The following is a 13,297-nucleotide window of genomic DNA, read 5'->3' on the forward strand; positions in this document are numbered from 1 at the left end:
GATTTACTCTTCGGCTGTTGCCATTTTTGCGTTCAGCAGTCCGCTGAGCACTTTGTCTTCAACCATCGCCATCTGGATCGCCGGCAGGTAGCCGCTCTCTTTGTAGTGGTCGTAGGTCGCCTGCGGGTCCTGACCCGTCTGCATCGCTTCGAAGTAGATCGTCTGCATGACTTCCTGCTCATTGACGTTGACGCCTTCGGCTCTGGCGAGGGCATCGACGATGAAGGTCGCCTTGACGGAGCGGGTTGCGTCGTCGCGGAAGGTTTCACGGAGCTCTTTGACCTTCTCCTGGTCATCGCGCAGTGCCGTAAGCTCCTCTTCGCTCATTTCGCGCGCTTTGTTGTTCAGCGCCATGTCCATCTCTTGCTCGACGACGAACTCCGGCAGGTCGAAGTTGTACGCGGCGACGAAGGCCTCGAGGAGCTCCGGCTTGAGCTGTTCGTTGAAGAGTTTGCCGCGCTCTTCGTTCTCGAGTTGCTTCTGGACCTGCTCTTTGACCATATCCATTGTCGCGTCCTCTTCACCCGGCAGCAGCTGCTTGGCAAGCTTGGCGTCCATGCGGACCTTCTCTTTGGTCTGGATCTTGTGCAGTTTTACTTTGAACTGTGCCGGTTTGCCGGCCAGTTTTTCGCTGCCGTAGCTCTCCGGGAAAGTGACGTCGATCATTTTCTCGTCACCCGCTTTCATACCGATGACCTGATCTTCGAAGCCCGGGATGAACTGGCCGCTTCCGATGTTGAGCGGGAACTCTTCGGCTTTGCCGCCTTCAAACGCTTCACCGTCGACGAACCCTTCAAAGTCGATGACGGCAGTGTCGCCGTCTTCAACCGCGCGGTCCTCTTCGATGTCAACGAAAGGCGCCTGTGCTTTGGCGATCTCCTGGATACGGTCGGTGACCGCTTTGGCAGTGATCTTCGGCGCTTTGAAATCGGGAACCTTGGCCTGATAGTCGCCGAGGTCGAACTCGGGGCGCATGGCGACTTTGATCGTCATCTCGATCGTACCGTCCTCTTTTTTGTCAAACTTGGAGAACTGCGGCTCACCTATCAGGGCATCGGCAGCGATCTTGAGGGCATCCAGACCGATGTTGAGGGCTTCGCGGACCGCCTGGCTTTCAGCGTCCTGCATAAGGCGTTCGCCATACTGTTTCTTGACGGCGGATACGGGGACTTTTCCTTTGCGGAAGCCCGGGATGTTTGCTTGTTTGCTCAGCTCTTTGGCCATGTTGTCGAAGTGCTTGTCCAGGTCGCCGGCGGTGACCGTCGCACTGATTTCGGCATTGGCTGCGTTGATTTTGTTGGTGCTCATTTCCATGGTGATCTCTTACCTTTATCTTCTGTTTCTTCCGGCTCAGCCCATGCGGCAATACGGAGAAAAATTTCGCAATTCTACCTTAATTACATTAACACGACTCTTAGATTTCGGCGCTAGCAACTTCTTAAGCTTTTTTAAGTATTGAAATTGATTAAGGGAGATCTAACGACAGATGATCTAATATCTCACCACGCAAAGAGGACAAAATTTGTCTTTTTTAAAATTGTTATCAAAATAACATGTGAATTGAGGAAGAGCGATGCAAGTATATATGGACAACAATGCGACGACCATGGTAGACCCGGCGGTCGTCGAAGCAATGCTTCCATTTTTCAGCGAGCAGTACGGGAACCCGAACTCGCTGCATAAATTCGGCACTGCGTCCCATCCGGCGATCGCGAGAGCGATCGACCAGGTCTACGCGGCGATCAACGCGTCGGACGACGACGATATCGTCTTTACGTCCTGCGCAACCGAATCGAACAACTGGGTACTCAAAGCCGTCTGGGTCGACAAGATCCTGCACGGGGAGAAGAACCATATCATTACGACCGAGGTAGAACACCCCTCTGTCCTTTCCACCTGCAAGTTCCTGGAGGAGCAGGGCGTCAACGTGACCTACCTCCCGGTCAACGAGCAGGGCGTCGTCGATGCGCAGATGCTGCGCAGCTTCATTACGGAAAAGACGGCGCTCGTCTCCGTGATGTGGGCGAACAATGAGACGGGTATGATCTTCCCGATCAAAGAGATCGGCGAGATCTGTAAAGAGAAGGGCGTGCTCTTCCATACCGACGGTGTCCAGGCCGTCGGCAAGATCCCCGTCGACGTCCAGGCGCTGCATGTCGACTTCATGTCCATGTCCGCGCACAAGTTCCACGGTCCGAAAGGGATCGGGGCGCTTTATATCAAGGGCGGACAGGCGCTCTCCCCGCTGCTCAACGGCGGCGAACACATGGGCGGCCGCCGTTCGGGTACTCTGAACGTCCCTTACATTGTCGGGATGGGCAAAGCCCTGGAGATGGCGACGGAGAACATCGAAGCGAAGATGGCCACCATCCGCGCCAAGCGCGACCGCCTCGAAGATGCGCTGCTGAAGCTTATCCCCGACACCTTTACCGTCGGGGAGCGTGACCATCGTACCCCGAACACGATCCTCATCTCTATCCGCGGGGTCGAGGGTGAAGGGATGCTGTGGGACCTCAACAACGCGGCAATAGGTGCCTCCACCGGTTCGGCGTGTGCTTCCGAGGACCTCGAAGCCAACACGGTGATGCTCGCGATCGGCGCGGACCACGAACTGGCCCACACCGGAATCCGCCTGAGCCTTAGCCGCTACACGACGGATGAAGAGGTCGATTACGTGATTGATCACTTCAAATCGGCTGTCGAGCGTCTGCGCTCGATCTCCAGCTCATACGCCAAAGTCAAACCGACGCCGGGCGGTGAGGCAACGGAGTGTGCGGTCCATTAATCAGAACGCTTCCCGGGCAAAGCCCGGCAAGCTACGCTGGCCGCTATGGCACTGAAGCACAAAGAAGCTATCGGCTTCTTCGTAAAGCGCCGACGGCGCGCGGGCTTTCCGCCGAGGAAAACCCAGTGTTAACGTAACCGTCCGGACTTTGTTCGGACGGTGTATAGTAAAGGGATGTGATTCCTTTTAGTTTATTCCATAAAATCAAAGGAGAGAGATTATGGCAAAGAATGATCTGTTTGGCGCATCCCTGTGGGATGAGTACTCCAACAAGGTAACGACACTGATGAACAACCCCCAGCACCAGGGGGAAATCACGGAAGAGGAAGCGGCTGCGAACGGTAACAAGCTGATCGTCGCTGACTTCGGCGCGGAGAGCTGCGGCGACGCCGTGCGCCTCTACTGGGAAGTGAACCCGGAGAACGATGTGATCGAGAACTCCAAGTTCAAAAGCTTCGGCTGCGGGACGGCGATCGCCAGTTCCGACATGATGACGCAGCTCTGTCTGGGCAAAACGGTCGACGAAGCGGTCAAGATCACGAACATCGACGTCGAAATGGCGCTGCGCGATACGCCGGACGTTCCGGCCGTTCCGCCGCAAAAGATGCACTGTTCAGTCATGGCCTACGACGTCATCAAGAAAGCGGCAGGTCTCTATAAGGGTGTCGACGCGGAGAGCTTCGAAGAGGAGATCATCGTCTGCGAATGTGCCCGCGTCAGCCTCTCGACCCTTAAAGAGGTGATCAAGCTCAACGACCTGAGTACGGTCGAGCAGGTCACCGACTATACGAAAGCGGGCGGCTTCTGTAAGAGCTGTATCAAGCCGGGCGGCCACGAGGCGCGCGAATACTACCTCGTGGACATCCTTGCCGACGTCCGCCGCGAGATGGACGAAGAAAAGATGAAAGCGGCGGCCGAAGCCGGTATCGGCGGCGACTTCGAAGCGATGACCCTGGTCCAGAAGATCAAGGCAATCGACGCGGTCGTTGACGACAACATCCGCCAGTTCCTCGTCATGGACGGCGGGAATATGGAAGTCATCGACGTCAAGGACGGCGAAGAGTACATTGACGTCTATATTCGCTATCTCGGTGCCTGCTCCGGTTGTGCGAGCTCCAGCACGGGCACGCTCTATGCTATCGAAGCGGCCCTCAAAGAGAAGCTCTCCGACAAGATCCGCGTTCTGCCGATCTGACGACATGGCGAGGGGCCCGGCCCCTCTTCCTCTCCTATCATTAACGATTTCCCCCCTTTTTTTATCAGCGGCTGTTGCTTAAATGCCGACTTTTTCTGTACAATGCCGCCTTTCAAACGTTCACAAGGAGATAATAATGTTCAAAAACATACTGGCACTGATCGGTGCGGTGACACTGGTCGCAGTGATCGGCGGATACGCGATGTTCGGCGGGAAAGTCCAGCAGCTTGACGGCGGTGCCCTTCCGGCGTATATGAAGATGTTCGGCAATATCCTGGAAAACGGGGATGCGGCACGGGCCATGATGAAAGAGTGGAAGATCAGCGATGAGGTCACGAACGACGATGCGGCGGAACTGATCAAGGCGCTGGCCGAAGAGTACAACATGCGTATCACGGGCGACGTCAAAATGTATACAAAAGATGACGCCGCGGCAACTGAAATCAAGCACGCGCGCATCTTCTCGCTCTGCAGCCTTCCGATCGCGAAGGTGTTCCTGAACTACTCCCGCTGGTACGGCGGGTTCATGCCGTGCCGCATTATGCTGGTCGAATACGGCAGCGGCGAGCGCTTCCTCGTGGCAATGGACATGACGCTGGCGATCCACGGCGGCCACCCGCTCCCGGCCGATATGCTCACGATGGCCCTCTCTGTCAAAAAAGCGATGGAAGAGATCCCGGAGCGTGCCGCCAAAGGCGACTTCTAACTTCTTCTTGTTCGGGCCCTCTTTGGCCTGAACGTCCTCTTTTTTACCCCGGATAGTCTACAATCCGGTATGCATTTTATTTTATACATCCATATTCTTTCCGCGACGGCATGGATCGGCGGGTCGCTGCTCCTTTTCGCCCTGGGCATCTTGCTGCGCGACAAAGAAGCCCAGCTGCAGACCTATGAGCACCTGGGGCCCATCTACGGCTGGTTCGAGGTCTTCTGGCTGGTCTCGCTCTGGGTGACGGGGACGCTGCTCTACCTGCACCACGGTTTCCATGAGGTCTTCAAGTACGCCTACGATTCGGAACTGTCGCAGATGATGCATCACAAGGTCTACCTGGTCATCGTTTTGACAATGTTAACGTTTGTTCATTTGGCGATCGCCTTCAAAACGCACATGATCAGCCGGACGAAATGGCAGCAGTTCCTCTCGCGGGGGAGTTCGCTGGGGATCTTCTTTCTGAACCTGATCATCCTTTGGTATGCGATCGGCGTGAGGAGCATGCTGTAGCGGATGGAAAAGGCTTAGGAACAGTGGATGACAGAGGTATGTGATGGTTTACCGGATTGATCGCGAAGATCTCGGGGATCTTCGTCTGATGGAGAAGATCTATCGGGACATGGAGCACTATTACTATTGGAGCGACGATTTTTCCGAGGCGATGTACCGTGCGCTGGCCAATGCCGGCTTTATCAGCGTGTCGCTGGAGCATGGCGGCAGACAGCTCCTGCTGGGAGAGATCCAGCGCTCCTACGCGATCCTGCGTTTTGACGAGATGCATGTCAGCAAGAAGGTCGCGAAACTGCTGCGGAGGGCGAAATTCCGGTTCGCGTTCAACACGGCATTCGATGACGTCGTCCGCGGGATTCAGGCCTCGCATGAGGAGTGCTGGATGGTCGGGGAGTATGCGGCGCTGATGCAGCGCCTGAATGCGGATAGCAGCGAGGCTTTCAGGCTCTTTAGCGTGGAACTGTTCGACGAGGAGACGGGCACCCTCGTTGCCGGCGAGATCGGCTACATCACGGCCAACAACGTCTATACGAGTCTCTCGGGCTTCCATCGTCCCGAGCGACGGTACGGCAGCTGGGGGACGCTGCAGCTCGTCCTGCTGGGCCGGCACCTGCAAAAGTCCGGTCTGCGCTTTTGGAATCTGGGGCATCCCTACATGAAGTACAAGAGCGATCTTGGCGCCGTGGTCGTGCCGCGCCGCACCTTCTTGAAACTCTGGTATCCGCGCAGGTTCGGTTCGCTAGCCCACTAGCGGCGAGGTGCTTCCGACGGGCTCCTGCAGTTACAGGTTCTTGTCGAACCAGTTGGCGACTTCGGAGCGGATGGTGTGTCGCAGCTGGATCCCGGCGAGGAAATCGCTGTGCTGTGCCTTGTTGAGCATCGTCACAAGGGCGTTGCGGCGCTTGGAGAGGAAGGGGTGGTCGATCTGGTGCGGATCGCCCATGACGACAAGCCGTGTTTCATCGCCCATCCGGGTCCCGATGAGCTTCATCGTCGCGTTCGTCATATTCTGCGCCTCGTCGATGATGACGAATTTGCGCGAGATCGTCGTCCCGCGCATGTGGGCGATATCCATCACCTCGATGTTGTACTTGGCCATGAAGAGCTCCGTCGCGTTTTCGCGCTTGGTGGAGTTCGTATTGCCGGTGAACTCCACCTGCGATTCGATGGAGTGCTTGTTCTGGTGCTCGATGGTGTAGTTGATGGCGGAGTAGAGCGGGTACATGAAGTAGCCGAGCTTCTCGTGCTCGTCCCCTTTGCGGAAGCCCAGTTCCGCCTGCGGGTCGGAGGCGGTGACGGTGTTGCGCGCGTAGACGATCCCCTCGACGATCCCCTCTTTTACCATCTCCAGTCCCGCCTGCAGGGCCATCAGGGTTTTGCCCGAACCGGTAGAGCCGGCAACGACGGTCAGGTGGTTCTGGGGATGGGTGAGGATCGTGTAGTAGAACTTCTGCTCCAGGTTGATGGGGCGGATCAGGGTCTCGTCGAAATACTCTCCGAAGCGCTTGTCGAAGTCGCACCACTCCAGGTGGCCGTTGTAGGTGACGGCGTAACGCTGCAACCCGGTTTCATAGATCTCGTTGTGCCCTTCGCTGGTGGCTTCCTGGATAAAGCTGAACTGTTCGAAATTGCGGAAGTCGTTCTGGGGGTCGAGGACGGGTTCCTCATGGTAGGTGACGGTGTGGGCAAACTCGATGGCATCGGGGCGTTCGACGCTCGCATTTTTAAGGCTCTGCGCCTCGATCCCCTGTACCTCGGCCGCTATCTTGAACGAGATGTCGTTGGTGACGAGCTTGAGGTGGTAATCCGCGGCGATCTCGGCGATCTTGGCGTCGTTAAAACCCTTCGGCTCGGAGTAGGATTTGGCAATCCGATACTCCTCGCGGTAGATGATCAGCAGTTCGACGTTCGTATTGCCTTCCGCTTCGGGGTTGAGGTCCGGGGCGAAGGGGAGGGTGAGACGGTAGTAGCAGTCGCTGTTGTTGGGCGCCGTCTCGCGCGAACGGCGCAGCGGTTCGGGCAGGGCGTCGAAGGTCAGGGTCTGTCCCACCTCGTAATCGGCGAGCCGGAAGAACTCGCGGGCCCGGAACCCGGCGTCCGAGCGCATGTCGTCTTTTTTGTTATTGAGCTCTGCAAGCACTGTGTTGGTGATGGCGACAAGATTTTTATTGTTCTCGGAAATGCGCAGGATGTTGGCCGGATCATCGAGAATGACTGAGGTGTCGAGGAGGTAGCATTTTTGTGTGGGACTCATGGAAAGAGCATCCTTCGGTTATATGAGTTACATTGATTATAACCCCGGAAAGCTTAATGCGAAAGGATGCGGTGGATGAAGTTTGGGCAGCACGCGTTACACGTGGTAATAGCGTGCGACCCCCTCTATGGTGCGTCCCATATTGAGCAGAAGCATATCGGCGACGACAAGGGCGGCCATCGCTTCGCAGACGACGGAACCGCGGATGGCGACGCAGGGGTCGTGGCGCCCTTTGAGCGCGAAATCGACATCTTCACCCTCGGTGGTGGTCGTATGCTGCTCCCGGAAAATGGAAGGGGTCGGCTTGAAGTAGACGCTGAGGCGCACCGCGTCGCCGTTGCTGATCCCGCCGAGGATGCCGCCGCTGTGGTTGGATTCGAAGCCGCTGTGGCGTATGGGGTCGTTGTTCTCGGAGCCGTGCAGGCGCGTCCCCAGAAGCCCGTCGCCGATCTCGACGGCCTTGACGGCGTTGATGCCCATCATCGCGTCGGCGAGGACGGCGTCCAGCTTGTAGTAGAGCGGTTCGCCGAGGCCCACCGGAAGGTTCTCGATACGGACCTGCGCCACCCCGCCGACGGAGTCATGGTCGTTTTTGGCAAGCAGGATCGCGTCTTTTTGCGCCTGTTCCACGCTGGGATCGAGGGCATAGATCTCGCTGGTGAGGACGTGGTCGAAGTCAAAGCTGCTCGCGGCGATCCCCGCGATCTCGCTGATGCCGCTTTTGACGGTAATGCCGACCTCGCGCAGCATCAGTTTGGCAATGGCCCCCGCCGCGACGCGGGCTGCCGTTTCGCGGGCACTGGAACGCCCGCCACCGCGGTAGTCGCGGATGCCGTACTTGTGCCAGTAGGTGTAGTCGGCGTGGCCGGGGCGGAAGATGTCTTTGATGTTGGAGTAGTCTTTGGATTTCTGGTTGGTGTTATAGATCACCATGGCAATCGGCGTGCCGGTGCTTTTGCCTTCGAAGACGCCGCTGAGGATCTCGACGGTGTCCTCCTCTTTGCGGGCCGTGGCGTAGGCGTTCTGTCCCGGCTTGCGGCGGTCGAGCTCGCGCTGGATGTAGGCCTCGTCGATCGTCAGGCCCGCGGGAACGCCGTCGACGACGCAGCCGATCGCCTTGCCGTGGGATTCGCCGAAAGTGGTGAAACTGAAGCGGATGCCGAAACGGTTCATGAAAGCTCCTCTTTGAGTCGGGCGATGGTTTGCTGGGCCGCCTCCTGCTGGGCGGTTTTTTTGCTCTTGCCGGTGGCTTTGGCGTACTCCTTGCCGTCGATCACGATGGCGATGGTGAACTCTTTCTTGTGGTCAGGACCGCTGCTGCCCACGAGGCGGTACTCGGGGGTGATGCCGAAGTGCGCCTGGGTCAGCTCCTGCAGCGCCGTCTTGTGGTCTTTGAAGAGGGTGTCGAGGGAGATCTCTTTGTAAACGCTCTCCAGCAGGGTGGTCGCGATCGTTTTGACCGGAGCGAGCCCCGCTTCGAGGTAGATGGCGCCGATCACGGCTTCAAAGGCGTTGGAGAGCAGAGAGGGTTTGGAGCGTCCGCCGTTGTTCTCCTCGGCGTTGGAGAGGAAGATGGCCTGGCCCAGCTTGATATGGTCGGCCAGGCGCGCGAATCCCTCTTCGTTGACAAGGGAAGCCCGCATCTTGGAGAGTTTGCCCTCGTCGTGCTTGGGGAAGTGCTCAAAGAGGTATTCGCCGACGATGAGGTCGAGGACGGCGTCGCCCAGGAATTCGAGGCGTTCGTTGTTGTAGGGCTGTTTGAAACTTTTATGCGTCAGGGCTTCGCGCAGCAGCTGTTTGTTTTCGAAGGTGTAGCCGAGCGTCTGCTCAATACGCGCCATCTGGTCCATGCTTATCCTCTTTTCATCTTTTCGGCGACGCCCCGGGCCAGGGTGTCGCAGCGTTCGTTTTCCGGGTGGCCGTCATGGCCCCGGACCCAGGTCGCTTTGATACGGTGGGGGGCGCTGGCGACGATGTAGTCACGCCAGAGATCGGGGTTCTTCACCTTGGCGAAATCGCGTTTGATCCAGTTCTGAAGCCACTCGTTGATCCCCTTGACGACGTAGGAGGAGTCCGAGACGATCTCCACGTCGCAGGGCTCTTTGAGGGCTTTGAGGCCTTCGATGACGCCGCGCAGCTCCATACGGTTGTTGGTCGTATGGGGTTCGCCGCCGCTGAGCTCGCGCTCTTTGTCGCCGAAGCGCAGGATCGTCCCGTAGCCGCCGGGGCCGGGATTGCCCAGGGCGGAACCGTCACTGAACAGGGTGATATGTTTCATACTTCGTAAGCCCTTTCCGAGCGTTCCGACGGGGCGAAATCCGCTACGGCTTTGCCCAGCAGCGGTTCGGTGACGACGGAATCGATCGTATGGCAGTTCGGGCAGCGGTGAAACGGGAAAGGGAAGATCTGCTTGCAGTGGCCGCACAGGTATTCAAACTGCAGGGTTGCCCCGCTTTGGCCGCTTTGGCGAAGTTTGATCAAAACATCCAGTTCGAATTCGGAACTGTTCTGAGCAAGATTCACGCTTCCTCTGGCGCTATACAGCTGCCGCAAATAGCCATCACCTGAAATTATATCCAAATTCAGGTGCTCCTCGGGTAAATACCATAGGATGTCCGCGATGATGCGGCTGGCGGAGAGCTCCAGGGCCGCCCAGGCCACTGCCGGGTCGTGGCGGAAAAGGTATTCGAAGGTCAGGTAGGTGAGGGTGTGGTGTTCGCGGTACTCCTCGGCGAGCCGCCGGCATTTCGCCGCCGTATCGGTTCGGGCGTCCTGCAGCAGGCTGACGGTCTCCAGGTAGCGGCGGTCGCCGGCGATGTCGTTGCCGAGTTCGTCGAGGGGCTCAAGCACCTGCAGGGCCTTGTCAAAACTCCGGAGCCGTTCGTAGGTGAAAAGCAGCAGCTTCAGCGCCTGCGGCGTGCGGGGAAAACGGCCGAGGATCTTGAGCAGGATCGTCTCGCACCGCTCCAGGAAGCCGGCTTTGAAATAGGTCTGGGCGAGCAGCAGCAGCAGTTCGCGGCGGCGGTGGGGTTCGTGCTGCATCTCCAGGAGGCTGCGGTAGATTGCGACGGCCTGTTCGAAATCGCCGTTTTGCACATAGGTCTGGGCGACGAGCAGCCATGACTTCTGCGAGACGGCGCTGCTGCCGATCTCGCGGTGGAGTTCGGTCTGGGAGGGGGGCTTGGTAAACGAGCGCAGGAAGCGTTCGAGGTAACGGTGGTCCTCCTTGCTGCGCAGCCGTCCCCACCAGTAGCTCACGAACGCGATGATGAATATCAGTGCGACGAAAACGATGATGCCGAATAGCGGGTCGCGGAATTCGATAAAGAGGCTGTTCACGTCGGCTCCTGTCGCACTGCCATGGGGGATCTTGGATTGCAGCCATTATAGCGCTTTTGAACTTTTCCGAGAAAATGAGATAAAAATGTGACGAAAAAAACTGATAAAACATTGACATTACTTCGCCAAAAAGGGTAGAATGACGTTGAAACTGGAGAATGCGAAAGGTTTATACGTCAATGATATTCAGTTATATCCGTGCCGATAGCCACTTTCACGGTGTATACGAACAGCTGAAAGTGATCAGTGCCTATGCCAAGAAACATGATCTGGTGATCGAAGACGAGATGGTTGATCAGCTGTCGCAGAACAGCCGCCTCAGTGAACGTGACGAGGCTGTGCGTTATATGCGCCAGCCCGAACACATGGGGGGTACGCTGCTGATCTACGACCTGTGGGTGCTCAGCAGCAATATCGAGGATGTCGTACAGATGTTGAGCTGTCTGCTCAAAAACGGCATCGAAACCCACTTGATCAAACCTTCAATCGTCTTGAATGCGCAAAGTGATATCATCGTCGCGATGGGGTTGGTTGACCAGCTGCGACAGACGATACAGTCGGTGGAGAAGAAGGTGATCGGCCGCCCGAGAGGGAGCCGTTCTTCTTCGAAGTTCGACCCTTATCTCGAGGTGATCATCGGTTCGCTTCGGGAAGGACAGAGTGTCAGCGAGATCGCTAGAGTATTGGATGTGAGCCGGAGTTCCCTGAAAGATTACATCGAGTCGCGGGAGCTCAAAGAGGTGGCGATGGGAAGCAGTTTCTTGGAAAACGTCGACAATGCCGAAGCCAGCATTATCGAAACGATCGAATGTCCGCAAGTCAATGAAAAGGAGTAGACAGTGAGTCAGGCAGAAGTCTCAGGCCAGGCCGGATCGGCCAAGGTCAGTAAGAAAGAGTATTTAAAAGGGTGGGTATCCTACCGCGTAAAACGCTACTGGTTTTTCGTGGGGATGACCATCGTGTCACTGGTACTGCCGTGGATTACGATCAACGGCAACCATATTTTCCTGCTGAGCTTTGACAAGCTCAAACTGCACCTGGCGTTTGTCCAGTTCGACATGCAGGAAATGTACCTCATGCCGTTCATTCTGATGATCCTTTTTATCGGGGTCTTCGGGATGACGGTGCTCGGCGGCCGCGTTTTCTGCGGCTGGGTCTGTCCGCAGACGATCTTCCGCGTCATCTACCGTGACCTGATCGAAACGAAGATCCTGAAACTGCGCAAGCGGATCAAGAACAAGCAGAAAGAGCCCGACTGGAGCAAGCCGGAGAACAAGGCCAAGCGTGTTGTCGCCATTGCGCTCTGGACGGCGCTCTCCCTGCTGGCGACGGCGAACTTCCTGTGGTTCTTCGTCCCGCCGGAGGACTTTTTCCCGTACCTGCTGAACGCGGGTGACCACCTGATCCTCGTCGGGATCCTGCTGATCACAACGCTCTTCCTGGTCGTGGATGTCGTCTGGTTCAAAGAGAACTGGTGTGTCTACGTCTGTCCCTACTCCCGTATCCAGTCGGTCCTGTACGACGAAGATACGGTGATGGCGATCTACGATCCGCACCGCGGTGGCGAGATCTACGACGAAGCGAAGCACAAGCAGTACACGAAACAGAAGGATCTGCAGGCGGTCGAGCCAAATGCGGAGTGTACGACCTGTGAAAGCTGTGTGACCGTCTGTCCGACCCATATCGATATCCGCCAGGGGTTGCAGCTCGAGTGTATCAACTGCCTCGAGTGTGTCGACGCCTGTACGGAAGTTATGGGTGCGCTCGGACGTCCGTCGCTGGTCCGCTGGTCGAGCGAAAAAGAGGTGCTGTTCCAGAAAGGCAAAACGCACTACCTGCGTCCGAAGATCATCGGGTATGCCGTCGTCCTGGTGATCATCATGGTCGTTCTCGGTATGATGGGAAGCAAGAAGGAGCATATGCTGCTTAACATCAACAAAGAGAACCGTCTCTATGCCATCGAGAAAACGCCGGAAGGCAAAACGCTGGTCGAGAACGATTACATCTTCCTGCTGCAGAATACGCAGGATAAAGACCACAAGTTCTATTTCGACATCGAGGCACCGAAGGGGATGGAAGGCAAGATCAAAATTCTCAAGCCGACCAAACCCTTCACCGTCCATCCGGGCGTGAAGAAGAAGAAAATCGTCCGCCTCTATACGACGGAGGAGCTGGTTAAGGATGAGCGTAAGGATACGGTACTGCCGATCAAGATCCACGCCTATGCCATCGACGACAAAGAGAAGATCGCCGTCGACCGCGAATCAACCTTTATCTTCCCGCGCTACGACAAATACGAGGCGGCGGAATAACCTTCCGCTCAATCTTTCCGTGCGGCGCCCGGCGCCGCGCGCTTTAACGGATCCGTTCCGTTTCCTCCCTTTAACGGCCGCCCGAACTGCTGAACCCCGGGCGGGTTCCGTTCTTCCTTCCATTATTTCGAAACAGCCGATCGACTTCACGTATCCAAAAACAGGTGTATGCCGAGGCATGGTGGCGGTT

General features: G+C 57.0%; 13 protein-coding genes. 7 read left to right on the top strand and 6 right to left on the bottom strand.

All coding sequences use genetic code 11. The annotated features are described in order from the left end of the window. Positions 1-3: 3 nt before the first annotated feature. Entirely contained in the window at positions 4-1,314 is a 1,311-nt protein-coding gene (gene tig, locus WCY31_RS01100; protein ID WP_345970380.1) for a trigger factor, read from the bottom strand. A 259-nt stretch (positions 1,315-1,573) separates the two neighbouring features. On the opposite strand from tig, the gene WCY31_RS01105 reads away from it, so the two are divergent. The 5 genes from WCY31_RS01105 (at position 1,574) to WCY31_RS01125 (ending at position 5,953) form a co-directional block, all read left to right on the top strand. Further along, positions 1,574-2,785 (top strand): NifS family cysteine desulfurase, encoded by a 1,212-nt coding sequence (locus WCY31_RS01105; protein ID WP_345970382.1) that lies wholly within the window; start codon positions 1,574-1,576, stop codon positions 2,783-2,785. Between the two features lie 220 nt (positions 2,786-3,005). Beyond that, entirely contained in the window at positions 3,006-3,980 is a 975-nt protein-coding gene (locus tag WCY31_RS01110; protein WP_345970383.1) for an iron-sulfur cluster assembly scaffold protein, read from the top strand. A gap of 136 nt (positions 3,981-4,116) precedes the next feature. Further along, entirely contained in the window at positions 4,117-4,686 is a 570-nt protein-coding gene (locus WCY31_RS01115; RefSeq protein ID WP_231019823.1) for a DUF302 domain-containing protein, read from the top strand. Positions 4,687-4,755: 69 nt separating this feature from the next. Further along, entirely contained in the window at positions 4,756-5,202 is a 447-nt protein-coding gene (locus WCY31_RS01120; protein WP_345972829.1) for a hypothetical protein, read from the top strand. Between the two features lie 43 nt (positions 5,203-5,245). Next, positions 5,246-5,953 (top strand): GNAT family N-acetyltransferase, encoded by a 708-nt coding sequence (locus WCY31_RS01125; RefSeq protein WP_345972830.1) that lies wholly within the window; start codon positions 5,246-5,248, stop codon positions 5,951-5,953. A 30-nt stretch (positions 5,954-5,983) separates the two neighbouring features. On the opposite strand, the gene WCY31_RS01130 is transcribed toward WCY31_RS01125, so the two are convergent. From WCY31_RS01130 to WCY31_RS01150, 5 genes are all read right to left on the bottom strand, one after another. Then, on the bottom strand, positions 5,984-7,456 hold the full coding sequence (locus WCY31_RS01130; protein ID WP_345972831.1) for a PhoH family protein: 1,473 nt from the start codon (positions 7,454-7,456) through the stop codon (positions 5,984-5,986). A gap of 96 nt (positions 7,457-7,552) precedes the next feature. Continuing rightward, positions 7,553-8,629 carry a chorismate synthase gene (gene aroC, locus WCY31_RS01135; RefSeq protein WP_345970389.1) on the bottom strand — a complete coding sequence of 359 codons (1,077 nt, stop codon included), beginning with the start codon at positions 8,627-8,629 and terminating at the stop codon, positions 7,553-7,555. After that, complete coding sequence (rnc, locus tag WCY31_RS01140; protein WP_345972832.1) at positions 8,626-9,306, bottom strand: ribonuclease III; 681 nt, start codon at positions 9,304-9,306, stop codon at positions 8,626-8,628. Before rnc ends, aroC begins: the two co-directional genes overlap by 4 nt. Positions 9,307-9,308: 2 nt before the next feature. Continuing rightward, on the bottom strand, positions 9,309-9,734 hold the full coding sequence (gene rnhA, locus WCY31_RS01145) for a ribonuclease HI (RefSeq protein ID WP_231019834.1): 426 nt from the start codon (positions 9,732-9,734) through the stop codon (positions 9,309-9,311). Beyond that, positions 9,731-10,795 (bottom strand): tetratricopeptide repeat protein, encoded by a 1,065-nt coding sequence (locus tag WCY31_RS01150; protein ID WP_231019836.1) that lies wholly within the window; start codon positions 10,793-10,795, stop codon positions 9,731-9,733. Before WCY31_RS01150 ends, rnhA begins: the two co-directional genes overlap by 4 nt. 179 nt (positions 10,796-10,974) lie before the next feature. On the opposite strand from WCY31_RS01150, the gene WCY31_RS01155 reads away from it, so the two are divergent. Further along, on the top strand, positions 10,975-11,631 hold the full coding sequence (locus tag WCY31_RS01155; protein ID WP_345972833.1) for a hypothetical protein: 657 nt from the start codon (positions 10,975-10,977) through the stop codon (positions 11,629-11,631). A 3-nt stretch (positions 11,632-11,634) separates the two neighbouring features. Beyond that, a complete protein-coding gene (gene ccoG / locus WCY31_RS01160; protein WP_345970393.1) occupies positions 11,635-13,107 on the top strand; it encodes a cytochrome c oxidase accessory protein CcoG in 1,473 nt (490 codons plus the stop codon). Positions 13,108-13,297: the final 190 nt, after the last annotated feature.

This window comes from Sulfurimonas sp. HSL3-1 (genome assembly GCF_039645995.1).
Classification (GTDB): Bacteria; Campylobacterota; Campylobacteria; order Campylobacterales; family Sulfurimonadaceae; genus Thiomicrolovo; species Thiomicrolovo diazotrophicus.

What these genes read in the sequence shown, in the direction of transcription:
- tig (WP_345970380.1), bottom strand. Translation starts at nt 1,314, where the DNA reads ATGGAAATGAGCACCAACAAAATCAACGCAGCCAATGCCGAAATCAGT.
- WCY31_RS01105 (WP_345970382.1), top strand. Translation starts at nt 1,574, where the DNA reads ATGCAAGTATATATGGACAACAATGCGACGACCATGGTAGACCCGGCG.
- WCY31_RS01110 (WP_345970383.1), top strand. Translation starts at nt 3,006, where the DNA reads ATGGCAAAGAATGATCTGTTTGGCGCATCCCTGTGGGATGAGTACTCC.
- WCY31_RS01115 (WP_231019823.1), top strand. Translation starts at nt 4,117, where the DNA reads ATGTTCAAAAACATACTGGCACTGATCGGTGCGGTGACACTGGTCGCA.
- WCY31_RS01120 (WP_345972829.1), top strand. Translation starts at nt 4,756, where the DNA reads ATGCATTTTATTTTATACATCCATATTCTTTCCGCGACGGCATGGATC.
- WCY31_RS01125 (WP_345972830.1), top strand. Translation starts at nt 5,246, where the DNA reads ATGGTTTACCGGATTGATCGCGAAGATCTCGGGGATCTTCGTCTGATG.
- WCY31_RS01130 (WP_345972831.1), bottom strand. Translation starts at nt 7,456, where the DNA reads ATGAGTCCCACACAAAAATGCTACCTCCTCGACACCTCAGTCATTCTC.
- aroC (WP_345970389.1), bottom strand. Translation starts at nt 8,629, where the DNA reads ATGAACCGTTTCGGCATCCGCTTCAGTTTCACCACTTTCGGCGAATCC.
- rnc (WP_345972832.1), bottom strand. Translation starts at nt 9,306, where the DNA reads ATGGACCAGATGGCGCGTATTGAGCAGACGCTCGGCTACACCTTCGAA.
- rnhA (WP_231019834.1), bottom strand. Translation starts at nt 9,734, where the DNA reads ATGAAACATATCACCCTGTTCAGTGACGGTTCCGCCCTGGGCAATCCC.
- WCY31_RS01155 (WP_345972833.1), top strand. Translation starts at nt 10,975, where the DNA reads ATGATATTCAGTTATATCCGTGCCGATAGCCACTTTCACGGTGTATAC.